Annotated in this window: 22 protein-coding genes; 11 read left to right on the forward strand and 11 right to left on the reverse strand. The window is 73.0% G+C overall.

From position 1 onward, the window contains the following. Positions 1-121 precede the first annotated feature (121 nt). Positions 122-703 carry a PadR family transcriptional regulator gene (locus ACOACO_RS02555; protein ID WP_420294691.1) on the forward strand — a complete coding sequence of 194 codons (582 nt, stop codon included), beginning with the start codon at positions 122-124 and terminating at the stop codon, positions 701-703. Between the two features lie 76 nt (positions 704-779). After that, positions 780-1,865 carry an inositol-3-phosphate synthase gene (locus ACOACO_RS02560; RefSeq protein WP_420294692.1) on the forward strand — a complete coding sequence of 362 codons (1,086 nt, stop codon included), beginning with the start codon at positions 780-782 and terminating at the stop codon, positions 1,863-1,865. A 202-nt stretch (positions 1,866-2,067) separates the two neighbouring features. On the opposite strand, the gene ACOACO_RS02565 is transcribed toward ACOACO_RS02560, so the two are convergent. The 3 genes from ACOACO_RS02565 to ACOACO_RS02575 form a co-directional block, all read right to left on the reverse strand. Further along, positions 2,068-2,733, reverse strand: coding sequence for an AIM24 family protein (locus ACOACO_RS02565; protein WP_420294693.1), 666 nt, complete (start codon positions 2,731-2,733; stop codon positions 2,068-2,070). 102 nt (positions 2,734-2,835) lie between these two features. After that, positions 2,836-3,306, reverse strand: a complete 471-nt coding sequence (locus ACOACO_RS02570; RefSeq protein ID WP_420294694.1) for an SRPBCC family protein — start codon at positions 3,304-3,306, stop codon at positions 2,836-2,838. A gap of 205 nt (positions 3,307-3,511) precedes the next feature. Next, positions 3,512-4,948, reverse strand: coding sequence for a CCA tRNA nucleotidyltransferase (locus ACOACO_RS02575; protein WP_420296282.1), 1,437 nt, complete (start codon positions 4,946-4,948; stop codon positions 3,512-3,514). 104 nt (positions 4,949-5,052) lie between these two features. Here ACOACO_RS02575 and ACOACO_RS02580 point away from each other — a divergent pair, with 104 nt between their 5' ends. The 8 genes from ACOACO_RS02580 to ACOACO_RS02615 all read left to right on the forward strand — a co-directional run bounded on the left by ACOACO_RS02580 (position 5,053) and on the right by ACOACO_RS02615 (position 15,866). Continuing rightward, positions 5,053-7,512, forward strand: coding sequence for a DUF6049 family protein (locus ACOACO_RS02580; RefSeq protein ID WP_420294695.1), 2,460 nt, complete (start codon positions 5,053-5,055; stop codon positions 7,510-7,512). After that, on the forward strand, positions 7,509-9,569 hold the full coding sequence (murJ, locus tag ACOACO_RS02585; RefSeq protein ID WP_420294696.1) for a murein biosynthesis integral membrane protein MurJ: 2,061 nt from the start codon (positions 7,509-7,511) through the stop codon (positions 9,567-9,569). The genes ACOACO_RS02580 and murJ overlap by 4 nt, the downstream gene beginning before the upstream one ends. A gap of 74 nt (positions 9,570-9,643) precedes the next feature. Continuing rightward, the gene (locus ACOACO_RS02590) at positions 9,644-11,830 is read left to right on the forward strand and encodes a hypothetical protein (RefSeq protein ID WP_420294697.1); all 2,187 of its coding nucleotides are present in this window, start codon (positions 9,644-9,646) and stop codon (positions 11,828-11,830) included. Beyond that, positions 11,827-12,522 (forward strand): RNA polymerase sigma factor SigM, encoded by a 696-nt coding sequence (gene sigM, locus ACOACO_RS02595; RefSeq protein WP_420294698.1) that lies wholly within the window; start codon positions 11,827-11,829, stop codon positions 12,520-12,522. The genes ACOACO_RS02590 and sigM overlap by 4 nt, the downstream gene beginning before the upstream one ends. A 61-nt stretch (positions 12,523-12,583) precedes the next feature. After that, positions 12,584-13,417 (forward strand): hypothetical protein, encoded by an 834-nt coding sequence (locus tag ACOACO_RS02600; RefSeq protein WP_420294699.1) that lies wholly within the window; start codon positions 12,584-12,586, stop codon positions 13,415-13,417. Positions 13,418-13,511: 94 nt separating this feature from the next. Continuing rightward, complete coding sequence (gene trxB, locus ACOACO_RS02605) at positions 13,512-14,555, forward strand: thioredoxin-disulfide reductase (RefSeq protein WP_420294700.1); 1,044 nt, start codon at positions 13,512-13,514, stop codon at positions 14,553-14,555. 82 nt (positions 14,556-14,637) lie between these two features. After that, the gene (gene trxA / locus ACOACO_RS02610) at positions 14,638-14,964 is read left to right on the forward strand and encodes a thioredoxin (protein WP_420294701.1); all 327 of its coding nucleotides are present in this window, start codon (positions 14,638-14,640) and stop codon (positions 14,962-14,964) included. A 134-nt stretch (positions 14,965-15,098) separates the two neighbouring features. Then, complete coding sequence (locus ACOACO_RS02615; protein ID WP_420294702.1) at positions 15,099-15,866, forward strand: lysophospholipid acyltransferase family protein; 768 nt, start codon at positions 15,099-15,101, stop codon at positions 15,864-15,866. Positions 15,867-16,280: 414 nt separating this feature from the next. Here ACOACO_RS02615 and ACOACO_RS02620 read toward each other — a convergent pair whose 3' ends face one another. From ACOACO_RS02620 to rpmH, 8 genes are all read right to left on the reverse strand, one after another. Beyond that, positions 16,281-17,300, reverse strand: a complete 1,020-nt coding sequence (locus ACOACO_RS02620) for a ParB/RepB/Spo0J family partition protein (protein ID WP_420294703.1) — start codon at positions 17,298-17,300, stop codon at positions 16,281-16,283. Further along, entirely contained in the window at positions 17,297-18,118 is an 822-nt protein-coding gene (locus ACOACO_RS02625; protein ID WP_420296283.1) for a ParA family protein, read from the reverse strand. Before ACOACO_RS02625 ends, ACOACO_RS02620 begins: the two co-directional genes overlap by 4 nt. 364 nt (positions 18,119-18,482) lie before the next feature. Continuing rightward, on the reverse strand, positions 18,483-19,082 hold the full coding sequence (gene rsmG / locus ACOACO_RS02630; RefSeq protein WP_420294704.1) for a 16S rRNA (guanine(527)-N(7))-methyltransferase RsmG: 600 nt from the start codon (positions 19,080-19,082) through the stop codon (positions 18,483-18,485). 62 nt (positions 19,083-19,144) lie between these two features. Next, the gene (locus ACOACO_RS02635) at positions 19,145-19,723 is read right to left on the reverse strand and encodes a protein jag (protein ID WP_420294705.1); all 579 of its coding nucleotides are present in this window, start codon (positions 19,721-19,723) and stop codon (positions 19,145-19,147) included. A gap of 13 nt (positions 19,724-19,736) precedes the next feature. Beyond that, positions 19,737-20,768, reverse strand: coding sequence for a membrane protein insertase YidC (yidC, locus tag ACOACO_RS02640; RefSeq protein WP_420294706.1), 1,032 nt, complete (start codon positions 20,766-20,768; stop codon positions 19,737-19,739). Positions 20,769-20,787: 19 nt separating this feature from the next. Continuing rightward, positions 20,788-21,021 carry a membrane protein insertion efficiency factor YidD gene (gene yidD, locus ACOACO_RS02645; RefSeq protein WP_277501524.1) on the reverse strand — a complete coding sequence of 78 codons (234 nt, stop codon included), beginning with the start codon at positions 21,019-21,021 and terminating at the stop codon, positions 20,788-20,790. Beyond that, positions 21,018-21,368 (reverse strand): ribonuclease P protein component, encoded by a 351-nt coding sequence (rnpA, locus tag ACOACO_RS02650; RefSeq protein ID WP_420294707.1) that lies wholly within the window; start codon positions 21,366-21,368, stop codon positions 21,018-21,020. The genes yidD and rnpA overlap by 4 nt, the downstream gene beginning before the upstream one ends. A 19-nt stretch (positions 21,369-21,387) precedes the next feature. After that, entirely contained in the window at positions 21,388-21,525 is a 138-nt protein-coding gene (gene rpmH, locus ACOACO_RS02655; protein WP_277501522.1) for a 50S ribosomal protein L34, read from the reverse strand. Positions 21,526-22,032: 507 nt separating this feature from the next. On the opposite strand from rpmH, the gene dnaA reads away from it, so the two are divergent. Beyond that, positions 22,033-23,460, forward strand: coding sequence for a chromosomal replication initiator protein DnaA (dnaA, locus tag ACOACO_RS02660; RefSeq protein WP_420294708.1), 1,428 nt, complete (start codon positions 22,033-22,035; stop codon positions 23,458-23,460). The last annotated feature ends 197 nt before the right edge of the window (positions 23,461-23,657 follow it).

Consider the following 23,657-nt stretch of genomic DNA (forward strand, 5'->3'; position numbering starts at 1 on the left):
GCCCCGGAACCGGTACGGCGGGCGCCCGCGACCGCCCGCTGGGGCCACTGCGCGACACGTGACGGACGTCGCCGGCACACCGGGGGTTCACTTACCCGGATATATCGCTACGATAGATCGCGTGGCACGTCGCGCGGAGACCATCGAGCTAGCAGTCCTCGGACTGCTGCACGAGGCACCCATGCACGGCTACGAGCTGCGCAAGCGCCTCAACCTCATGCTGGGCTGGGGACGCCTGCTGTCGTACGGATCGCTCTACCCCGCCCTCAAGCGCTTGCTGCGCGCGGGCCTCATCACCGAGACGACGGTGTCGACGACCCCGGTCACCCGGCGGCCGCGCATCGTCTACGAGGTCACCGAGGACGGGAAGCTCGAGTTCAAGCGGATGATGTCCGACTCCGGGCCGGCGGCCTGGGAGGACGACACGTTCGACATCCGCTTCGCCTTCTTCAGCCGCACGGACATGGAGATCCGCCTGCGCGTGCTGGAGGGGCGCCGTACGCGGCTGCAGGAGCGGCTGGACCGTGTCCAGTCCGACCTCAGCCGCACGCAGAAGGAGGTCGACCGGTACGCCGTGGAGCTGCAGCGCCACGGGGTCGAGTCGGTCGAGCGCGAGGTCCGCTGGCTGTCGGACCTGATCGACGCCGAGCGGGGCCGCCCCGCCGACGACGCACCTCCGGGCGACCAGCCGAGCACGGCCTGAGCGGCTCGTGCACGTCCCGATGTGATCCCACCACCCACAGACCTGTCCATTCAGGAAGATCAGTAAGGAGAGCCCCATGGGTTCGGTTCGAGTAGCGATCGTCGGCGTCGGAAACTGCGCGACGTCGCTCGTCCAGGGCGTCGAGTACTACAAGGACGCCGACCCCTCCGGCGCCGTGCCGGGGCTCATGCACGTCGTCTTCGGTGACTACCACGTCGCCGACGTGGAGTTCGTGGCCGCGTTCGACGTGGACGCCAAGAAGGTCGGCTTCGACCTCGCCGAGGCCACCCAGGCCAGCGAGAACAACACGATCAAGATCTGCGACGTGCCGCCCACCGGCGTCACCGTGCAGCGCGGCCCGACGTTCGACGGTCTCGGCAAGTACTACCGCGAGACCATCGAGGAGTCGGACGCCGAGCCGGTCGACGTCGTGCAGGTCCTCAAGGACACCGGCGCCGACGTCCTCGTCTCCTACCTCCCCGTGGGCTCGGAGCAGGCCGACAAGTTCTACGCCCAGTGCGCGATCGACGCCGGCGTGGCCTTCGTCAACGCCCTCCCCGTCTTCATCGCCTCCGACCCCGAGTGGGCCGAGAAGTTCAAGGTCGCGGGCGTCCCGATCGTCGGCGACGACATCAAGAGCCAGGTCGGCGCCACCATCACCCACCGCGTGATGGCGAAGCTGTTCGAGGACCGCGGCGTCACGCTGGACCGCACGTACCAGCTCAACGTCGGCGGCAACATGGACTTCAAGAACATGCTCGAGCGCGAGCGCCTGGAGTCGAAGAAGGTCAGCAAGACGCAGGCCGTCACCTCGAACCTCACCGGTTCGCTCTCGGGCAAGGTGCACGACAAGAACGTGCACATCGGCCCGTCGGACTACGTCGCGTGGCTCGACGACCGCAAGTGGGCGTACGTCCGCCTCGAGGGTCGCGCCTTCGGTGACGCCCCCATCAACCTGGAGTACAAGCTCGAGGTGTGGGACTCGCCGAACTCGGCCGGCATCATCATCGACGCCATCCGCGCCGCGAAGATCGCCAAGGACCGCGGCATCGGCGGCCCGATCATCTCCGCGTCGTCGTACCTCATGAAGTCCCCGCCGGTGCAGCTGCCGGACGACGAGGGCCGTCGCCGCGTCGAGGCCTTCATCCGCGGCGAGGAGTGATCCGCCAGCCGGCAGCGTGAGCTGCCGGCGTCGGTGGATCAGGTTGAGCGAGCGCGCGAGCGAGGGACGAGGTCGCGACCGCGAGTCGAAACCGCCGCCGCCGCCGTCAGGCGGATCACCCGCCGTACGACGAGCGCCCCGTGGGTCGGACCCACGGGGCGCTCGTCGCGTCTGCGCACCCGGGTGCCCGGGTGCGGGTGCGTCAGGAGGTGGGGACCGGCGACCACTCGAAGGCCTGGACCACGACGAAGCCCGGGCCGTGGAAGACGTACTGCAGCGCCTCGCCCGTGCCGCCGCGCAGCATCGAGCGGGCGTTCATGCTGTTCTTCACGCCGGGCTCGAGGTTGGCCGACCAGCAGACCGCGGCGTCGGAGTCGACGTACACGGGTCCCTGGGAGCAGTCGAGGACGGTGACGAGGCCGACCGCGTTGATCGCGACCGTGCCGGTGCCGCCGATCGTGGTGTTGAAGAGGCCGGCGCCCATCATGCCCGCGCCCTTGGTGCGGTTGATGTCCCACTGCAGCGTCGCGTCGAACGCGAGCAGGTTGCGGGCGTTGATCGAGATGCCCTCGTTCTCGAGGTGCATGAGGTTGACGTAGCCGGCCTGCTCGGCGAAGTAGACGACGCCCTGGCCCGAGACGCGCATGAGGGCGAGGTTCTCGCTGGTGAGCACCTTCTTCGCGAGCTTGCCGATGCTGCCCGCGCCCTCGTGGTCGAAGCTGACGTTGCCCTGGTAGGCGATCATCGAGCCCTTCGCCGCCAGGACGTCCGGGCCGAGGCCCACCCGCAGGGTCTGGGAGTTCTGCAGCAGGAACCGCTCGTTGCTCTGCTTGGGCAGGTTGTCCTGCGCGAAGAGTTCGCTTCTCATGGGGGCAACTCTGCCCGATCACGGGCCTGCCCGGCACGCGATCACCTCAGGCGCGTGCCGGGCAGGCGGGTGGAGCGGGTCGGGCGGGAGCCGGGCGGCGCGTCAGGCGCGCTCGGCCTCCTTCTTGATGGCGGCCAGGGTGCGCGCCATGCCGGTGCGCAGCTCCTCGGTGAACTGGGGCACGCCGCCGAGCACGCGGTTGGTGAGGCCGATGGAGAGATTCGAGATGCCGTCCGGGGTCTCGCGGCGGTGCACCAGGCGGGTGCCGCCCTCGTGGGGGACGAGGCGGTAGGACCAGATGGTGCGGTTCTCCGCGACCCGGAAGGCGATCTCGCGCTGCGGGTCGAAGCGCACGACCTTCGCACGCGTGGGCCACACGAGCAGCCCGCGGTGGTTGAGGTTGACCATCGTCGCCCCGAGGCGGACGCCGCCGGGCACGAAGGTGCGCACGACCTGCGGGCTCCACTCCGCCATGCGGGGCAGGTCGGAGACGAGCGCCCAGACCTGGGCGGGGCTGGCGTCGATGTCGGTCGTGGCCTCGAGCTCGGTCGAGGTGGACTGCTGCTGGGTCACGGGGGCTCCGCTCGTCGGCGGCGCACGCCGGGCGCGCGGGCGCGCGGGGGTACGCCGGGTGGTCAGGCTCCCGGCGCACGCTACTGAACGCGCGTCAACAAGACAAGGGTGGTGCGCTCCGGCGACGCTCCACGGTCGAACCATGTGCTCTACGGCCCAGGCATTGGCCGTAGACCACAGGTTTCCCCGCCTAGGCGGGGAAACCTCAGCCCTGCCGCCCCGCCCACCAGGCGCGCAGCGCCGCCTCGGCGACCTCTGCCTCCTGGGGGCCCTCGTCCATGCGCAGCTCGAGCAGGAACCGGTAGGCCTCGCCGACCTCGCGGCCGGGGCCGATGCCCAGCACCTCCATGATCCGGTTGCCGTCGAGGTCGGGCCGGATCGAGTCGAGCTCCTCCTGCTCGGCCAGCACGGCGATGCGGCGCTCGAGGTCGTCGTACGTGCGGCGCAGCCGGTCGGCCTTGCGCTTGTTGCGCGTCGTGCAGTCGGCCCGGGTGAGGATGTGCAGCCGCTCGAGCTGGTCGCCGGCGTCGCGGACGTAACGGCGGACGGCGGAGTCGGTCCACTCGCCGTCGCCGTAGCCGTGGAAGCGCAGGTGCAGCTCGACGAGCTTGGCGACGGCGTCGATCTCGTCGCCGGAGAACCGCAGGGCCTTCATGCGCTTGCGCGCCATCTTGGCGCCGACGACGTCGTGGTGGTGGAACGTGACGGTGCCGCCGTCGACGAAGCGGCGGGTGCGCGGCTTGCCGATGTCGTGGATCAGCGCGGCGAAGCGCACGACGAAGTCGGGCACCCCCGCGCCGTCCTCGCCGGCCAGCCGGGGCTCCAGGTCCATCGCCTGCTCGAGCACCGTCAGCGAGTGCTCGTAGACGTCCTTGTGCCGGTGGTGCTCGTCGCGCTCGAGGCGCAGCGCCGGCAGCTCGGGCAGCACCCGCGCGGCCAGCCCGGTGTCGACCAGCAGCGCGAGCCCGAGGCGGGGGTACGGCGCGCACACCAGCTTCACGAGCTCGTCGCGCACACGCTCGGCGGAGATCACGTCGATGCGCTCCGCCATCGCGGTCATCGCCTCCACGACCTCGGGCGCGACGTCGAAGCCGAGCTGGGCGGCGAAGCGGGCCGCGCGCATCATCCGCAGCGGGTCGTCGGAGAAGGAGTCCTCGGGGCGCCCCGGCGTGCGCAGCACCCGGTGGGCGAGGTCGACGATGCCGCCGAACGGGTCCTCGAAGCGCCGGTCCGGGATGGAGACGGCCATCGCGTTGACCGTGAAGTCGCGCCGGCCGAGGTCGCCGCCCAGGTCGGTGCCGTAGGCCACCTCGGGCTTGCGGGAGTCGGGGCTGTAGGCCTCGGAGCGGTACGTCGTGATCTCGATCGTCCAGCCGCCCTTGCGGCAGCCGATGGTGCCGAAGGCGCGACCGATGTCCCATACCGCGTCGGCCCAGCCCTTGACGAGCCGCTCCACCTCGTCGGGCGTCGCGGAGGTGGTGAAGTCGAGGTCGTCCTGGAGCCGCCCGAGCATCGCGTCGCGCACGGGCCCGCCCACGAGGTGCAGCTGGTGGCCGGCCGTGACGAAGCGCTCACCCAGCTCGTCGACCACGGCGCCGATGCGCTCCAGCTCCGCGGTGACGCGCTGCTGCACCTGCACCATCGACAGCTGCTCGCCGCCCTCGGACGGGGTGGCGGCGGGGCTCGTGGGCTCGGTGGACACGACGGACCACTCTAGTTGCCCGCGCCTGTCCTAGAGTCGTCGCCATGCTCGAGCCGGTCGCGTCTCCCCCGCGCGCCGCGCGACCCCCGGCTCCCGGGCGTCCGACGTCGCCCCCGCCCGCGGGCCCCTCCGCGCGCCTGCGGGCCGCGGCGACCGGGGTCGTCACGCTCCTCGCCCTCGTGCTGCTCGGCCCGACGGCGCCCGCGGCGGCGGGGTCCGCCGTACCCGCGCCGGGCGCGTCCCCGTCGGCCCCCGGTACGGCGTCGCTCGCCGCCGCGGGCGACGGTGAGGCCCTCGACGTGCGCCTGCTCGACGTGAGCCCCGAGGTGCTGACCACCGCGACCGCGGGCGTGGTGACGGCCACCGGCACCGTCACCAACACCTCCGACGACGAGTGGCGCGACGTGCGCATCTACCCGCTGACCTCGACCGAGCCGCTGACGGACGCCGAGGAGGTGGCGGACGCGGCGGCGAGCGACGTCGACGACTTCATCGGCAACCGCATCACCACCGAGGGCGTCTTCGACGACTCCATCACCACCCTCGAGCCCGGCCAGACGCGGCCGTTCACGGTCGTGCTGCCCCGCGAGGCGCTGCCGGTCGCGGACGAGCCGGGCGTCTACTGGCTCGGCGTGCACGCGCTCGGCGCGACCGACGAGGGCCGCAGCGGCAACGCGGAGGGCAAGGACCGGGTCCTCCTCCCGCTGCTGCCCGCCCCGCCCGCGACACCGCCGGGCGTGCAGGCCTCGGTCGTCGTGCCGATCCGCGAGGCGGTGCGCTACGCCGCCGACGGGTCGGTCGCGGACCCCGAGCGCTGGGAGGAGCTGCTGGGCGACGACGGGCGCCTGCGCCACGTCGTCGACGCCGTCGGGCAGCCCGGCTCCGCCCCGGTGACCTGGCTGGTCGACCCCGCGGTGCTCGACGTGGCGCAGCGCCTCGCCCGGGGCAACCCGGAGCGCACGCTGGCCCCGCCCGTCGCCCGCGAGCCGGAGGACGGCGCGACCACCGACGGTGGGGACGACGGCGGCGACGGGAGCGGGGAGGGCGCCGACGACGCGGCCGGGGCGGACGACGACCTCGCCAGCGACGCCGCCGCCTGGCTGGACGACGTGCTCGCGCTGCTGCGGTCGGGCGAGCTGCTGGTCCTCCCGTACGGCGACACCGACCTCGCCGGCGCCGCCGAGCACCGCCCCCAGGCCTACGCGCGGGCCCGGCTGCTCGCCGAGGAGGCCCTCGAGCGGTTCGAGCTGAGCGGTGTGCCCGCCGTCGCGCCCGAGGGCGAGGGCGTGGCGCAGCAGGACCTCGACGTGCTGGAGGACGACGCCGTCGTCCTCGTGGGCGACGACCACCTCCCCGCCGACGACGAGGAGCCGCGAGTGGGCGGTGCCCCCGTCCTCGACCTCGGCGGGCGCACCCTCGTCGTCACCGACGGCTCGGCCGACGGCTCCGAGGCGGTCGCGACCGCCGGCGGGGCGGGCGGGGCGAGCGACGACCCGACCGACGGGGCCGGTGACGGGGCCGGTGACGGTGACGGGGAGACGTCCGCCGCCGGGGCGGCGGAGGCCGCCGCGGCCCGCACGTCGGGCCTCGCCGTGCGCCAGCGCCTCCTCGCCGATGCCGCGGTGGGGGCGCTCGGCCCCGACGCCGCGTCGTACCAGCCGCCCGTCGTCGTGCTGCCCTCCGCGTGGGACCCGGGGGCGTCGGCCTCCCCCACCGCGGGGCTCGGCACCGGGTGGCTCCAGGCGGTGCCGCTGAGCGAGCTCGCGTCGGGCGACCTGCCCACGGCGCAGCCCGAGGACGTCGTGACCGACGCGGGCGCCGAGACGCTGCCCGCCGACGTCTTCGACCGCGGGCAGCACCTCCTGGTGCGCGGCGCCCGCCTCGACGAGATCCTGCCGGACACGGACGCCGTGCGCGGCCAGGTGGAGCGCGAGGCGGCCGTGCTGCTGTCCTACGCGCACCGCAACGACGTGGCCCGCACCCGCGAGAGCACCCAGGCGGCCGTCACGCAGATCGAGTCGCTCCTCGGCGAGGTCACCGTCGAGGGTCCGCCCTCGGTGACCCTGGCGTCGGAGTCGGGGCGCTTCAGCGTGCGGGTCGTCAACGGCCTCGAGCAGCCGGTGGTCGTCGAGCTGCGGGGCGCCGAGGGCGACTCCGTGACCCTCGAGGAGTCCGGCCCGGTCGAGCTGCCGCCCGGCGGGACCGCGACGGTGCTGCTGTCCGCGACGCTGGACTACATCGGCGTCTTCGACGCGCAGGTGCGCGTGACGGACGCCGAGGGCGTGCCGCTCGGAGCGTCGACGACCGTGCCGCTGCGCTCCACGGCGGTGAGCGACGTGATCTGGATCGTCATCGTCGTCGCCTTCGTGCTCCTGGTGGGCACCTCCTACCTGTTCGTGCGCCGCCGGCGCGCAGCGGCGCGGCGCCTCGCCGCCGACGAGACACCCGAGCCCGCCGCCCCCGCGGCGGAGCCGGCGGACGAACGGACGGGTAGCACCGCGTGAGCTCACCGCAGGACCCCCGGTCCCCCCACGGGTCCGACCACGGCGCCCCGCGCTGGCCCGACGGGTGGGAGGACGACGGGTCCGGGCTCGACGAGACCCGCGAGCGCCCGGCCCTCTGGCTGCCCGACAGCGGTCACGCCCTGCCCGCGGCGCCCGTCGAGGACCCGGCCGAGCCCCCGTCGGGCGGCAAGCACCGGGCCCCGGGACCGGCCGCGGTCGGCGCGCCCCTGTCGGGTGACGCCGCCACGGGCGAGCTCGCGCTCGGCGACCTCGGCGCCGTCGGCGACCCGCGGGCCGAGGCCCGCGCCGCCGACCGCGAGGCCGACAGGGAGGCCGATCGCGAGGCCGACCGGGAGGCGGGCGCGGGGGGCGGCGGCAAGCGTGCCGGCGAGCGGGCCGCCGAGCGCTCCGTCGACGCGGGCGTGCTCGGCTCCAGCGCGGTGATGGCGGCGGGCACCATCGTGTCCCGCCTGTCCGGCTACGTGCGGGGCATCCTGCTCGTCGCTGCCCTGGGTCTCGAGCTGCACGCCGAGCTGTTCACGATCGGCAACACGATCCCGAACATGGTCTACATCCTGCTCGCGGGCGGCGTCTTCAACGCCGTGCTGGTGCCGCAGCTGGTGCGGGCGATGAAGAACGACGACGACGGGGGCGAGGCGTACATCAACCGCATCGTCACCCTCTCGGTGCTCTTCCTGGGCACCGTCACCGTGCTGCTGGTGATCGCGGCGCCCTGGGTGATGTCGATCTACCTGGACGACGCCTTCGACGCCCCCGAGCTGGCCGCGCAGCGGGAGTCGGCGATCGACTTCGCCCGCTACTGCCTGCCCCAGGTCTTCTTCTACGGCATGTTCGTGCTCGTCGGGCAGATCCTGAACTCCCGGCGGCGCTTCGGTCCGATGATGTGGGCGCCGATCGCCAACAACGTCATCTCCGTGGCCGTACTGACGATCTACCTGCTGGTCTTCGGGCCCGTCGCCCGCTCCGAGCAGGACAGCGCCTTCACCGCCGGCCAGGAGCTGCTCCTGGGCCTGGGATCGACGCTCGGGATCGTTGCCCAGCTCGCCATCCTCGTGCCCTACCTGCGCAAGGCCGGCGTCTCGCTGCGTCCGCGCTTCGACTTCCTGGGCACCGGCCTCGGGCGGACGCTCAAGCTCGCCGTCTGGACGATCGGTTTCGTCATCGTCAACCAGGTCGCCTACACCGTCGTCGTGCGCCTGGCCTCCTCCGGTGCCGCCGGCGGCGCGCTGAACGAGGAGGTGGGCACGGGCTACACCGTCTACTCCCAGGCCTTCCTCATCATGATGGTGCCGCACTCGGTCGTGACGGTCTCGCTGACGACCGCGATCCTGCCCCGCCTCTCCGCGGCGGCCGCGAACCACGATCTCGCCGCCATGGGCACGACGATCGCCCAGACCCTGCGCACGGCCCTGGCGTTCGTCGTACCCACCCTTGCCTTCGTCGTGGTCAGCGCCGACGAGCTGGCCAACATCATCTGGGGCTACGGCGCCGCGCGCGAGACCTTCGGCGTCATCGTGCCGTCGCTCGTGCTCTTCGCCCCGGCACTGGTGCTCTTCACGATCCACTACCTGATGCTGCGCGGCTTCTACGCCCTCGAGCAGACCCGGCGGGTGTTCTTCATCCAGTGCGTCATCGCCGCCGTGAACATCGGGATGGCGGTGCTGCTGGTGCGGCGCGCGAACCTCTACGACACCGCACCCGCGCTGGTCCTCGCCTACGGCACCGCGTACGCGGTGGGCGCCGCGCTGTCGTACGTCGTGCTGTCGCGCACGCTCGGCGGCCTGCACACGGGCCGGACGCTGGGCTTCCTCGCCCGTCTGATGGTCGCCGTCGTGATCGGCTCCGCGGTCGCCTGGGTGGTGCGCCTCCAGGCCCTCGACCTGCTCCCCGACGAGCCGGGCAAGCTGGCCGCCGGTGGGCTCCTCGCCGCGGTCGGGCTGCTCTACCTCGCGGTCGTCCTGCTGCTCGCCCGCCTGCTGCGGGTGCGCGAGGTGAACGACGTGGTGAGCACCGTCGTACGACGGGTCCGACGCTGACCGCACGCGCGCTCGACCGGCGTCCTACGATGGCCGGAGCCGATGACGAGACCGACGGGTGAGGAGGTTCGCGGGTGCCGACGATCCGGCCCGGTGACGTGCTCGCCGACCGCTACCTGCTCATCGACCTGCTCGGCGAGACCGGCGACGGACGCTTCTGGCGCGCGCACGACCGCGTGCTCGCCCGCCACGTCGCGGTGTTCGTCAGCCCCGCCGGCACCCCGCGCGCCGCGACCCTGCTCGAGGCCGCCCGCGGCTGCGCCCGCCTGACCGACCGCCGCTTCCTGCGCGTGCTGGACGCCGAGGTCAAGGCGGGGATGACGTACGTCGTCACGGAGTGGGGGACCGGCACCTCCCTGCTGCTGATGCTCCAGCACGCGCCGCTGGCCCCCCGCCGCGCGGCCTGGATGGTCGGCGAGGTCGCCGGCGCCATGGCCGCCGCCCACGCCGTCGGCGTCACCCACGGCCGCCTCGCCCCCGAGAACGTGCTCGTCGACCTCTCGGGCTCGGTGCGCGTCGTCGGCGCCCAGGTCGACGCCGCGCTGAAGGGCCTGCTGCCCGCCACGGAGCGCGACGACGTGCACGAGATCGTCAGCCTCCTCTACGCCGGCCTGACGGGCCGCTGGCCGGGCCGCTCCCCCTCGGAGATGCCCGCCGCCCCCCTTGACGGCCACGCCGTGCTGCGCCCGCGGCAGGTGCGCGCCGGCATCCCGCGGGTGCTCGACGAGCTGTGCGACGACGTCCTCAACGCCCCGGACCCGCCGCGCGCGCCGTACGACCTGACCACCGCCCGCGGCATCGCCGACTACCTCCGCGAGTACGTCGGGGACCCCGCCGGCATGGCGGCCGCCGAGGCCGAGCGCGGCACCGTGGCGACCGGAGCCATCCCGGCCGTGTCCCCCACGCTGCTGACCCCGCTGCCCCCGGTGCTGCCCCACGACGCCCGCAACGGCGCCACCGCGGTGCGGCCCGGCGCGGCCGTCCCCGCGGCTCCGACCGGCGACCCCCTGGCCGACCCGCTGACCGGCCCCGCCGCCGACCCGCTCGGCGCTCCCACCGCCGCCGCTCCCGCCGCCACCTCCTCCGCCACCTCCGCCACGCCCGCCCACGTGGCGAAGGCGCAGCCGGGCCTCGCCTCCTCCGCCGTGAGCGGTACGACGGCTGCGACCCCCGCCGTACCCGCACCCGGGCCGGTGACCGCCCAGCACGACGACGAGGGAGCCACCTCGACGGCGGAGCGGGCGGCGGTGCCGGCCGACGCGGCGGACGCCGCGGACTCCGAGCGCCCCTCCGGGGAGGGCGCGTCGGGGGAACGTCCGGCGGGGCGCCCGAACGTGCGCGCGGCGCAGTCCCTGGACGTGCCCACGCAGGCGGGCGTCCCGATCTTCCACGAGGGTGAGGAGGGCGAGTCGGGCGACGTGTCCTGGCTGGCCAAGCGCGCCGAGCCGCCGCCGCCCCCGCCGGACTTCGAGCCGCACCCCGAGCGGCCGCTGTTCGCGCCGGAGACGCCCGAGCAGATCGAGGCCCGCCGCCGCGCCCAGGAGGCGGGTCCGCCGCCGGTCTCGGAGGAGTTCTGGCCGTGGGCGACCGGCCACACCACCGGCGCCGTGCTGCCGCATCCCGTCCGCGACCCCGGCGCCCGCAAGCGCACCGCCCCGGGGCGCTCGTGGCTGCAGCTCGCCGGGTTCCTCGGTGCGCTGGTGGCGCTGCTGCTCGTCGTGGCGATCCTCTACCAGTTCGTCGGCCCCTCCGACGACGGCGGTGGCGGCGGCTCCGACGAGGCGTCGTCGGGGTCCTCCTCGAGCGCGCCGGCTGCCGCGCCCGAGCCGCTGACCGGGCTGACCGCGACCTCGATCGACCCCCAGGGCGACGGCGAGGAGCGCGAGAACCAGGTCGCCAACGTGCTCGACGGCGACGCCGGCACCTCGTGGACGAGCGAGCGCTACTTCCAGCAGCTCGGTCCCGGCGGCCTCAAGACCGGCGTGGGTCTCCAGCTCGACCTCGGCGAGAGCCGTGAGGTGCGCGAGGTGCAGCTGGACCTCGCCGGCTCCGGGGCCGCCGTGGCGGTCTACCTGGGTGACGACGCGGTCGACGACGTCGAGGACCTCGAGCCCGTCGCCACCGGCGCCGACCTCGCCCAGCGGGCCTCGCTCGCGGTCGAGGGCGGCTCCGGCCGCTACCTGACGCTCTGGTTCACCGCCCTCCCGACCGTCGAGGGCGGCTTCCGCGCCGAGGTCGCCGAGGTGCGGGTCCTCGGGTGAGCGCCAGCCCGGAGGGCCCCGACGACCACGCCCTCCTGCGCGCCCACGTCGCGGGTGACCCCGACGCGTTCGGCCTGCTCCTCGCCCGCCACCGCGACCGCCTGTGGGCGGTGGCGCTGCGCACGACGGGCAACCCCGAGGACGCGGCGGACGGCCTGCAGGACGGCCTCGTGGCGGCGTACCGGCGGGCGGGGACCTTCCGCGGCGACTCCGCGGTCACGACGTGGCTGCACCGGGTCGTCGTCAACGCCTGCCTCGACCGGCTCCGCGCCCGCAAGGTCCGCGCGGCCGACCCGCTGCCCGACGACCTCGACGAGCAGGCGTCCCGGGGCGGGGTGGTCGGCGCCCCGACGCCCACGACCGACCCGGAGCGCGCCGCCACCGACGCCGAGACCCGCGAGCGGGTGCTCGCGGCGCTGGCCACCCTGCCGCCGGAGCAGCGGGCCGCGCTGGTGCTCGTCGACATGGAGGGGTACGGCGTCGCCGAGGCCGCCGAGGTGCTCGGCTGCGCCGTCGGCACGGTGAAGTCGCGGTGCTCCCGCGGGCGTGCGCGCCTGGCCGCGCTCCTCGCCGACCTGGTCGCGGCGCCCGTCGCGGAGCGACCTCCCGCGTCGCCGCCGGGGAACCGTCCCGCCACCTCGGACGTCCCATCCCCACGCACGACGCGCGGACCACCCGCGGACGCCCCCTGACCCCGCGCGGCCCCTGACCCGCGCTGCCCCCGACCCCGCCGCGCCCCCACGAGGAGGTGAGATGACCGACCCGACCGACCGACCCGCGCCCGGCGACGACGCCCCGCTGGACCCCGCGACCGAGGCCCGCGTACGCGGCCTGCTGCGCGCCGCCGCCGAGCGCTCGCCCATGCCCGCGGACGTCGCCGCCCGGCTCGACGACGTCCTCGCCGGCCTCGCCGCCGAGCGCGCGGGTGCGGCGCCCGCCGCGACCCCGGCGCAGAACGCCCTCCCCCCGCGCCCGGACGCATCCCCCGCGCACCGCCCCGCCCCCGAGCTCGTCGACCTCGCCGCGGCACGTCGCCGCCGACGGGTCGCGCGGGGGCTGCTCGTCGCCGCCGCGGCCGTCGTGGTCGTCGGGGTGGGGGGCACCGTCGTGCCGCGGCTCGGGGGCTCGGAGAGCGACTCCGAGTCGAGCGAGGTGGCGGGCGAGGCGCCCCAGGGCTCCTCGGCCGAGGAGCAGGAGGACGCCGGTCCGGCGTCCCCCGGGTACGACGCTCCCGGTGCGGCCCCGGAGGCCGACGTGCAGGACCGCGCCGTGACCGCGGCGGCCGCCCTCACGCCGTACGCCGGTCAGGTGCTCGCGGGCCCGGACGGCGTCGTGCTCTCGGCGGGGCCGGACCTGGACGCCCAGGTGGCCGACCTGCTGTCCTCCGTGGCTGCGGCGCCCGCCCCCGCGGCCGGGGACTGCGGCGAGCCTGGACCCGGCGCGGTGGGCGTCCTCACGACGTACGCCGGCACCCCCGCCCGCGTCGACGTCACCCTCCCCGAGGGGGACGCGGGGACCGTCGACGTCGTGGTGCGCGCCTGCGGCACCGGGGACCGCCTCGACGCGCTGCGACTGGCCCGGCCGTGACGGCGAGCCGGGAATCCCTCTCGCCTACGATCGGTTGACGACTGTGGCGAGGGCACCGGCCTCCGCCGTACCGACCTCAGGAGCTTCGACCCCCATGACCGACCAGACAGCCACCGCCACCCCCGCTGCCGGGGAGCCCCGCAACGTCATCGTCATCGGGTCCGGGCCGTCGGGCTACACGGCCGCGGTCTACGCCGCGCGCGCGAACCTCGCGCCCCTCGTGTTCGAGGGCTCGGTCACCGCGGGCGGTGCGCTGATGAACACCACCGAGGTGGAGAACTTCCCGGGCTTCCGCGACGGCATCATGGGCCCGGCGCTCATGGACGAGATGCGTGCCCAGGCCGAGCGCTTCGGCGCCGAGCTGATCCCCGACGACGTGGTCGAGGTCGACCTGACCGGCGACATCAAGGTCGTGCGCACCGAGACCGACACCTACACCGCGCGCGCCGTGGTGCTGGCGATGGGCTCGGGCTACCGCAAGCTCGGCATCGACGGCGAGGACCTCTACTCGGGCAAGGGCGTGTCGTGGTGCGCCACCTGCGACGGCTTCTTCTTCCGCGAGCAGGCGATCGCGGTCGTCGGCGGCGGTGACTCCGCGGTCGAGGAGGCCACCTTCCTCACGCGCTTCGCGTCGAAGGTGTACCTGATCCACCGCCGCGACGAGCTGCGCGCCTCCGCGATCATGGCGGAGCGGGCGTTCGCCGACCCCAAGCTGGAGATGGTCTGGAACTCCGAGGTCGCCGAGATCCACGGCAGCGACAAGCTGGAGAGCGTCACGCTGCGCGACACGGTGACCGGCGAGACCCGGCCGCTGGAGGTCACGGGCCTGTTCGTCGCCATCGGCCACGACCCCCGCTCGGAGCTGCTCGGCGGCCAGGTCGACCTGGACGACGAGGGCTACGTGCTGGTGCGCCACCCCTCGACCGCGACCAACGTGCCGGGCGTCTTCGCCGCCGGCGACCTCGTCGACCACCACTACCGCCAGGCCATCACGGCCGCCGGCACGGGGTGCGCGGCCGCGCTGGACGCCGAGCGCTACATCGCCGACCTCGACCACGCCGCCCACTCGCCCCAGCAGGCGCAGGACGCGGTCGCCCTCGAGGCCGTCACCGAGGCCGTGCAGACCGCCGGTCTCTGACGGGAAGATCCGACGGCTCCCCGACGTTCCACCACCGACGCCCCGGTTCGCCGGGCGACCCCATCAACGAGAGGAACACGCCGTGGCTGACATCGCCGCTGTGACCGACGCCGAGTTCGAGGCGCAGGTCCTGAAGTCCGACAAGCCCGTCCTGGTCGACTTCTGGGCCGAGTGGTGCGGCCCGTGCCGCCAGGTCTCCCCGATCCTCGACGAGCTCGCCAAGGAGCACGGCGACAAGATCACGTTCGTGAAGATGAACGTGGACGAGAACCCCGTGACCCCGAACAACTACCGGGTGACCGGCATCCCCACGCTCAACGTCTACTCCGGCGGCGAGGTCGTGAAGACCATCGTCGGCGCCAAGCCGAAGTCCGCGCTGGTGCGCGAGCTCAGCGAGTTCATCGGCTGACCAGCGACACCAGTTCGTCGAAGGCCGGCCCCGCGTCCCGGGGGCCGGCCTTCTGGCGTCCGGGCCCGGGTCGACGCCGCGCCGTTGCAGGCTAGAGTCGGTCGACCGCAGCGCCGCAGCCACCGGGAGACCACGTGCTCGACCTGACCTACCCCGCCGTCATCGCCACCGCGAAGCTCTCCTTCCGCGCGCTCGGGCAGCGCTTCCAGATGACGGGCACCGAGCAGGTCCCCCGCAAGGGCGGCGTGCTGCTCGCCGTGAACCACGTCGGGTACGTCGACTACGTGTACGGCGGCCTCGCCGCCAACCCGTCGGGGCGCTACGTGCGGTTCATGGCGAAGAAGGAGATCTTCGACAACCCCGTCGGCGGCCCGGTGATGCGGTCCTTCCACCACATCGAGGTAGACCGGGGCGAGGGCGCGGCGTCCGCGGCGAAGGCCGTCGACTACCTCCGCAAGGGCGAGGCGGTCGGCATCTTCCCGGAGGCCACCATCTCCCGGTCCTTCGAGATCAAGGAGCTGAAGACGGGCGCGGTGCGCATCGCAGCGATGGCCGGCGTTCCGCTCCTGCCCGTCGTGCTCTTCGGCACCCACCGCATGTGGACCAAGGACCACCCCCGCGACTTCTCCCGCGGCAAGACCATCGGCGTGCACGTCGGCGCGCCCCTGCACCCGACGGCCGCCGACCCGGTCGCCGAGACCGCCGAGCTGCACGAGTCCATGAAGGCGCTGCTCGACAAGGCGATCGACCTCTACCCCGAGGACGAGAAGCCCGCCGGCGCCTGGTGGATCCCCGCCCGCCGCGGCGGCGGCGCCCCGACGCTCGAGGAGGCCGAGCGCCTCGACGCGGAGGAGAAGCGCGCCCGCGCCGCCAAGCGGGCCGAGAAGCGCCGCGCCTCCTGACCTTCCACGGGCTGCCGGAGGCCGAGGGGCCGCGTCAGTACGCCGGTGGTCGAGGTGGCCGCGCCAGCTCCCCGGTGGTTGAGTGGCCGCGCCAGCTCCGCGGTGGTTGAGGTGGCCGCGCCAGCGGCCCTCGAAACCACGACGAGCCCGCACTGGTTTCGAGGCTCGCCAGGGCTCGCACCTCAACCACCGCTCGTAGAGGTGGCCGCGCCAGCTCCCCGGTGGTTGAGGTGGCCGCGCCAGCGGCCCTCGAAACCACGCCCAAGAACGCTCAGGACCGTTCCCAGGGACGCTCGTAGACGCCGAGCGGGCACCCGACGTCGCTCCGCGCGCCTGCGGACGGCGCTCAGAATCGCTCTCACAGAACTCTCTGAGCCCGGTCCAGCGGCCACAAAGCGCTTTGTCGACTTAGTGCTAGATCAGCTTGTCGGTACGATTGCGCGGATCCATGATGTCCACGATCCGCTGCAGGTCCTCGACCGAGGCGAACTCGACGGTGATCCGGCCCTTGGCCTTGCCCATGTCGACCTTCACCCGGGTGTCGAAGCGGTCCGAGAGCCGGTCCGAGAGGTCAACCAGGCCAGGCTCCTGCTGCCGGGCGGACCGCCGCCGCGGCGCAGGCTCGCCGGTCTCCTCGCCCATCGAGACGATCTCCTCGAGCGCCCGCACGCTGATGCCCTCGGCCACCACGCGCTGGGCGAGGCGGTCCTGTGCGGCTCCGTCGGCGACGCCGAGGAGTGACCGGGCGTGGCCGGCCGACAGGACGCCGGCGGCCACGCGACGCTGCACGGCGGGGCTGAGCCGGAGCAGCCGCAGCGTGTTGCTGATCTGAGGACGGGAGCGCCCGATGCGCTGGGCCAGCTCCTCGTGGGTGCACGAGAAGTCCTCGAGCAGCTGCTGGTAGGCGGCCGCCTCTTCCAGCGGGTTCAGCTGGGAGCGGTGGAGGTTCTCCAGGAGGGCGTCCCGCAGCATCGCGGTGTCCTCGGTCTCCCGCACGATCGCCGGGATGACGTCGAGGCCGGCTTCCTGGGTGGCGCGCCAGCGTCGCTCGCCCATGATGAGCTCGTAGGCGTCGTCGCCGGTACGGCGCACGACGACGGGCTGCAGGAGCCCGATCTCCTTGATGGAGAACACCAGCTCCGCCATGGCGTCCTCGTCGAAGACCTGGCGGGGCTGACGGGCGTTGGGGGAGATCTGCCCCACCGGCAGCTCGGCGAAGTAGGCCCCGTTGACGGGCGCCAGCTCAGGTTCGCGACCCGCAGCGTTCGTTCCACGTGAAACGTCCGACGCGCCCGACGCGGGCGCCCCATCCGTTCCGGACGAGCTCGGGGCGCCCGGAGCGCCCTCCGCGACCTCTGCCGGCTGCTCCGGAGCGGTGGGGATGAGCGAGCCCAGCCCGCGACCCAGCCCGCGGCGCGGTGGCTGCTTGCTCATGCCTTGCCTCCTCGCTGGGCGATCTCGCGGGCGGCCTCCAAGTACGCCATGGCCCCGGTCGACCCCGGGTCGTACGTCATGACGGTCTGCGCGTACGACGGAGCCTCGCTGACGCGCACCGACCGCGGGATCATCGTCCGCAGCACCTGGTCACCGAAGTGCTCACGTACCTCCTCGGCGACACCCGCAGCGAGCCGCGTGCGGCCGTCGTACATGGTGATGAGGATGGTCGAGATCCACAGCGAGGGGTTCAGGTGCTTCTTGACCATCTCGACGGTCTCGATGAGCTGGCCGAGCCCCTCGAGCGCGTAGTACTCCGCCTGGATCGGGATGAGCATCTCGTGCGCGGAGACGAGCGCGTTGAGCGTCAGGAGCCCCAGGGACGGCGGGCAGTCGACGAGCACGTAGTCGTAGCGACCCTCGCCCACCTCGGCCCCGCCGACCAGCGGATGCGCCTGGATGGCCTTGTTCAGCCGGTTCTCGCGGGCCACGACGCTCACCAGCTCGATCTCCGCACCGGCGAGGTCGATGGTCGCCGGTACGACGTCGACCCGCTCGACCTCGGGGCACGGCTGGGCCACGTCAGCCAGCGCCGCCCCGTCCACGAGGAGGTCGTAGGTACCCAGGGTGCCGCGGTGGTGCTCGATGTTGAGCGCCGTGGACGCGTTGCCCTGGGGATCGAGGTCGATGACCAGCACCCGCTGGCCGAGCTGCGCCAGGCCGGCGGCGACGTTCACGGTCGTCGTGGTCTTGCCGACGCCGCCCTTCTGGTTGGCCACCACCATGACGCGGGTCTGCGCCGGCCGGGGGAGAGCCATCCGTCGCGCGCCGTCGCGCACCAGGAGCGAGGCCTCGACCGCGCGAGCGAGGGGCGTCGTCGCGTCGTCCGACGGGGGAGTCGTCTCGGCGAGGTCGCCGGCGGTCCGCACGCGGTACGCCGCCGGCGTACCCCCGTCGATCTCTGTTTCACGTGAAACCACGTCAACGTCCCTTCATCACGCCGTGTGGATATCCGGGCCACATCTGTGGACAACCAGCGTGCTCGCCCCACAACCACGCGGAATCGCCCTGTGTACAGACGAGCCGTGCGTACCGGGTGTCGATCGCTGGTCGGCTCCAGTGTGCGGAGCGCCGAGGACGGCGCCGCGCGATGCCCGGACCCGAGGGAACAACCTAGTCAACTCACTTCGTCCGCACCACTCGAACGACGGTCGTCGGTGGATCGACGACACCGCCACCGAGCTCTTCGACCCGCACACGCTCGGTGGTCCACCGACGCAGGGCCCTCGCCGATGACGCGACCTCGTCGCGGGCGCGCGAGCCCTTCATGGCGATGAGCTCGCCGTCACGACGCACCAGCGGCATCGACCAGCCCAGCAGCTTGCCGAGGGCAGCGACGGCGCGGGAGGTCACGACGTCGAAGGTCCGACGTCCGTGCACCTCCTCGGCCCGGGCGCGGACGACCTCGACGTTGTCGAGACCGAGCTCTGAGGCGATCTCCTCGAGGTAGGTGACGCGCCGGAGCAGGGGCTCGATGAGCGTCACCTGGACATCGGGCCGGCAGATCGCGAGGACGATGCCCGGGAGGCCCGCGCCTGAGCCGATGTCCGCGAGCGTGTGCGGTGTGCTCGGCAGGGCATCCGCCATCACCGCACAGTTCAGCAGGTGGCGGTCCCAGAGCCGCGGCACCTCGCGGGGTCCGATGAGGCCGCGCACCACTCCGTCGTCGGCCAGCGACGCGGCGTACCGCTCCGCGAGCGACCACCGGTCGACAGGGAACACCCCCCGCGCCACCTCGGGCGCGGGGGGTGTTTCACGTGAAACGTCGTCCGACACGGGACCGATCAGCTCGGCAGGACGACGACGTGCCGGCGGGGCTCCACGCCCTCGGACTCGGACGACAGACCGGCAGCGGCCACCGCGTTGTGCACGACCTTGCGCTCGAACGGCGACATGGGGTCGAGCGACACTCGGTCACCCGTCGTGCGCGACTCCTCGATGGCCTCGGCGGCCAACTTCTCCAGCGCCGCACGACGCTCCGCGCGGTGCCCGGAGATGTCCAGCATCAGCCGCGAGCGCTCGCCGGTCTCGCGGTAGACGGCCAGGCGGGCCAGCTCCTGCAGCGCGTCGAGCACCTCACCCTGAGGGCCGACCAGCTGCGACAGGTCCGCACCGACGATCGAGACCGACGCACGGTCCCCCTCGACGTCGATGTCCAGGTCGCCGTCGAGGTCCGCGATGTCGAGCAGCTCCTCGAGGTAGTCCGCCGCGATGTCGCCCTCACGCTCGAGGCGACCCACCCGGGCACCGGGCTCACCCGCCGCCGGGGCAGCATCCTCGCGCTCGTCCTGCGCCACTGCGTCCTGACCGGTCGGCTCGACCGTCTCCGTCGTCTCCGTCACCTGCTCCACTCCTTCGTCCACGCGGGTCTCCCGCTCAGCGCTTCTTCTTCGTGGGCGCGCTCTTCGACCCCTGCGGCCGGGGCTTGGAGCCCGCCGGGGAGGCCTTCGAGCGCTGCGCCTTGGTCTGTCGCTGCGGCTGCTGCCGCGGGCGGGGGGCCGGCTCGGGAGCCGTCTCGACAACGGTGCTCCCGCCCTTGTCGAGCGAGACCCCGTCGGCGGGGCGGTGACCCTTGCGCCGGGCCTTCTCGGCGTCGCGCTCGGCCTTGGCCTGGGCCGCCGGCGTGCCGGGAGCGGGGTTGCGCCGGATCACGTAGAACTGCTGGCCCATGGTCCACAGGTTCGACGTCGTCCAGTAGAAGAGCACGCCGATCGGGAAGGCCACACCACCGACGGCGAAGACCAGCGGGAGGATGTAGAGCAGCATCTTCTGCTGCTGGGCGTAGGGGCCCGTGAGGGCCTCCGCCGGCATGTTCTTGCTCATCAGCTGGCGCTGCGTCGTGAAGGTCGTGACCGTCATGGCGATCACGAGGATCGCCGCCAGCACGCTGACGCCCAGGTTGCCGTCGTTGTCGATGAACGTGCGCGCGATCGGGATCCCGAACAGCTCGGAGGCACCGAAGTTCTCCGCCAGCTCCTCGGTCAGGAAGCCGTGCGCCGTGCCGTTCTTGGCGGCCTGGTCGATCAGCCGGAACAGCGCGAAGAAGATCGGCATCTGCAGCAGGATCGGCAGGCAGGAGGCGAAGGGGTTGGTGCCCGCCTCCTTGTAGAGCTGCATCGTCTCCTGGGCGAGCCGCTCCCGGTCGTGCTTGTACTTCTTCTGCAGCTCGCGCACCTGGGGCTGCAGCAACGCCATGTTGCGGCTGGACTTGATCTGCTTGACGAACAGCGGGATCAGGGCCGCGCGGATGACGAGGGTCAGGCCGACGATGGAGAGGATCCAGGTCGCGCCGCTGTCCGACGGGAGGAACAGCGAGAACAGCTTGTGCCACGCCAGCATCACCGCCGACACGGCGTAGTACAGCGGCGTCATGATGGCGCCGCCGATGGCACCGAAGAAGTCGAACACGATGCGGAGCTCCTCGATCTCAGGGTCGTGGCGCCGGGTGGCGCTCGGGAACGGGGTCGTAACCGCCGGCCGCCCACGGGTGACAGCGTGACAGACGCCGCACCGCGAGCCACGATCCGCGGATGCTTCCGTGCTGCGTCACCGCCTCGAGCGCGTACGCCGAGCACGAGGGGTGGTAGCGGCACACCTGGCCGTACAGGGGGCTGATGAGGAGCCGGTAGGCCTTCAGCAGCCCGATGAGCAGGTACTTCACGCCGCCACCATCGGCGGACCGACGCGGTCCACGCTGCGCTCCAGGTCGGAGCGCAACCGGTCGACGTCGGAGTCGGCCGCGGCGGGCAGCGCCCGGACGACGAGCAGACCCGTCAGGGGGAGGGCGCCGGACCGGCCCGCGTCGAGCACGAGGTGGCGCAGCCGGCGCTTCACGCGGTTGCGCACGACGGCCGGGCCGACTGCCTTGCTCACGACGAAGCCGACGCGGAGGGGATCCTCCGCGTCGGCCCAGTGACACACCAGCGTGCGGGTGCCCGCGCGACGACCGCGCCGGACGGCCGTGGCGAACTCGGCGCCACGACGCATCCGTTGGTCGCGCGCGAGCACGTCCGGCTGCTCGGCGAGCTCAGACGGTCAGGCTCTTGCGCCCCTTGCGGCGGCGCGTGTTGATGATCGCGCGGCCGGCGCGGGTGCGCATGCGCAGACGGAAGCCGTGCACCTTGTGACGGCGGCGGTTGTTCGGCTGGAAGGTGCGCTTGCTCACGAGTCTTCTCCGGATCGGGTCTGGGACGATGTCCATCACCGGGGGGAGGTCTCAGCCATCGGCTGGCACCGCCCACCCACGGCCGTGGCCCGTCGGGGACCCCTCCGTGGACATGCGGCACCGGTCGAGACAACCCCGGCGACTTAGGAACGGTACGTGCTCGGCCCGGACGGGTCAAACCGTCGGCGCCCTGTGGACAACCAGCCCCGGCGGCGGGTGGTCCGCCGTACCCGTGCACCTCCCCGCCCGGAGCCGGTACGCCGCCCGCAGCGCCGCGCGTACCGCTCGGGGTGCCCGCACCCCGGCCGCCGCACCCCGGATGACCAGCGCGGATGCCTCTCGGGCGCCCCGTGGAGCCCGACGGCCGTCCGGCCTCCGCCCCCACCACCCCTTCTTCACAAGCTGTGGAGAAGACTGTGGAATCACGCCGCCCATGAGGCAGGATCGGGCAGCGGACGACAGCGGTCGGCGCTCCGGGACACCCTGGCGCCACGAGGAGGAGTGACCATGGAGAACGGCCCCACGGACCTCGCCACGGCGTGGCGGCGGGTGCTCGCCGACCTCCAGGCGCACCAGCGCGCGTGGCTGCACGCGAGCGAGCCCATGACGCTGCACGAGACGACGGCGATCATCGCGGTGCCGAACGAGTTCACGCGCATGCAGCTCGAGGGCCGGCTGCGCTCCCAGATCGAGGACGCGCTGAGCGAGGCGTTCGGCCACGAGGTCCGCATCGCCGTCACCGTGAACCCCGCCCTCGACACCGACGACGAGCCCACCACCACGTCGACCCCCGCCACCGAGCCCGAGAAGTCGACGAGTAGCCAAGTTGCTTTGTCGATAATCCCGGAGCCGGAGCCGCAGCAGTCCGAGTCCAGCCGCCAGTCGGCCAACCTCGAGACCCGGCTCAACCCCAAGTACACGTTCGAGACGTTCGTCATCGGCTCGTCGAACCGCTTCCCCCACGCGGCCGCCGTCGCGGTGGCCGAGGCGCCGGGCAAGGCCTACAACCCGCTGATGGTCTACGGCGAGTCCGGCCTGGGCAAGACGCACCTGCTCCACGCGATCGGCCACTACGTGCGCAGCCTCTACGCCGGCGCGAAGGTGCGCTACGTGTCGAGCGAGGAGTTCACGAACGAGTTCATCAACGCGATCCGCGACGACCGGCAGGACCGGTTCAAGCGGCGCTACCGCGACGTCGACGTGCTCCTCATCGACGACATCCAGTTCCTGGAGGGGAAGACCCAGACGCAGGAGGAGTTCTTCCACACCTTCAACACGCTCCACAACGCGAACAAGCAGATCGTCCTCACCTCCGACCGCCCGCCCAAGCGGCTCGAGGCGCTGGAGGACCGGCTGCGCAACCGGTTCGAGTGGGGCCTCATCACCGACGTGCAGCCGCCGGACCTCGAGACCCGCATCGCGATCCTGCGCAAGAAGGCGGCGATGGACCGCCTGACCGCGCCGCCTGACGTCCTCGAGTTCATCGCCTCGAAGATCCAGACGAACATCCGCGAGCTCGAGGGTGCGCTCATCCGCGTCACCGCCTTCGCCAACCTCAACCGCCAGGAGGTCGAGCTGACGCTGGCGGAGATCGTGCTGAAGGACCTCATCCCGGACGGCGGCGAGCCGGAGATCACGCCGGCCGCGATCATCGCGCAGACCGCGGCGTACTTCGGGGTGGCCATCGAGGACCTCACCGGGCCCAGCCGCGGCCGCCACCTGGTGCAGGGCCGCCAGATCGCCATGTACCTGTGCCGCGAGCTCACCGACCTGTCGCTGCCGAAGATCGGCGCCCAGTTCGGCAACCGCGACCACACGACGGTCATGTACGCCAACAACAAGATCAACCAGCTGCTCGCCGAGCGGCGCTCGGTCTACAACCAGGTCAGCGAGCTCACCAACCGCATCAAGATGCAGGCGCGCCAGACCCCCTGACGCGCCACTGCTCGACGTCCGGGCACCCGGGTGAACTACACGCGTGGAAGATGTGGAGCGCCTGTGCGCCCACCCCGCCTGCCGTCCCCAGCCCCTGTGCACTCGTGGGGAGGAAGTCGCGACGGACGCCGGCCCCTCCACACCCGCCCCTAGGTGCGTCGTGTCGTCCTCCACCGCCGCTCCACAGGGGGGTCGGT

It is taken from the genome of Nocardioides sp. CPCC 205120, from assembly GCF_048654585.1.
Taxonomy (GTDB): domain Bacteria; phylum Actinomycetota; class Actinomycetes; order Propionibacteriales; family Nocardioidaceae; genus Nocardioides.

Bases quoted from the DNA above. Each gene is read 5' to 3' on its own strand.
- ACOACO_RS02625 (WP_420296283.1), bottom strand. From the start codon at position 18,118: ATGGCTCTCCCCCGGCCGGCGCAGACCCGCGTCATGGTGGTGGCCAAC.
- dnaA (WP_420294708.1), top strand. From the start codon at position 22,033: ATGGAGAACGGCCCCACGGACCTCGCCACGGCGTGGCGGCGGGTGCTC.
- ACOACO_RS02620 (WP_420294703.1), bottom strand. From the start codon at position 17,300: ATGAGCAAGCAGCCACCGCGCCGCGGGCTGGGTCGCGGGCTGGGCTCG.
- ACOACO_RS02600 (WP_420294699.1), top strand. From the start codon at position 12,584: ATGACCGACCCGACCGACCGACCCGCGCCCGGCGACGACGCCCCGCTG.
- trxB (WP_420294700.1), top strand. From the start codon at position 13,512: ATGACCGACCAGACAGCCACCGCCACCCCCGCTGCCGGGGAGCCCCGC.
- ACOACO_RS02565 (WP_420294693.1), bottom strand. From the start codon at position 2,733: ATGAGAAGCGAACTCTTCGCGCAGGACAACCTGCCCAAGCAGAGCAAC.
- ACOACO_RS02560 (WP_420294692.1), top strand. From the start codon at position 780: ATGGGTTCGGTTCGAGTAGCGATCGTCGGCGTCGGAAACTGCGCGACG.
- ACOACO_RS02575 (WP_420296282.1), bottom strand. From the start codon at position 4,948: ATGGTGCAGGTGCAGCAGCGCGTCACCGCGGAGCTGGAGCGCATCGGC.
- ACOACO_RS02580 (WP_420294695.1), top strand. From the start codon at position 5,053: ATGCTCGAGCCGGTCGCGTCTCCCCCGCGCGCCGCGCGACCCCCGGCT.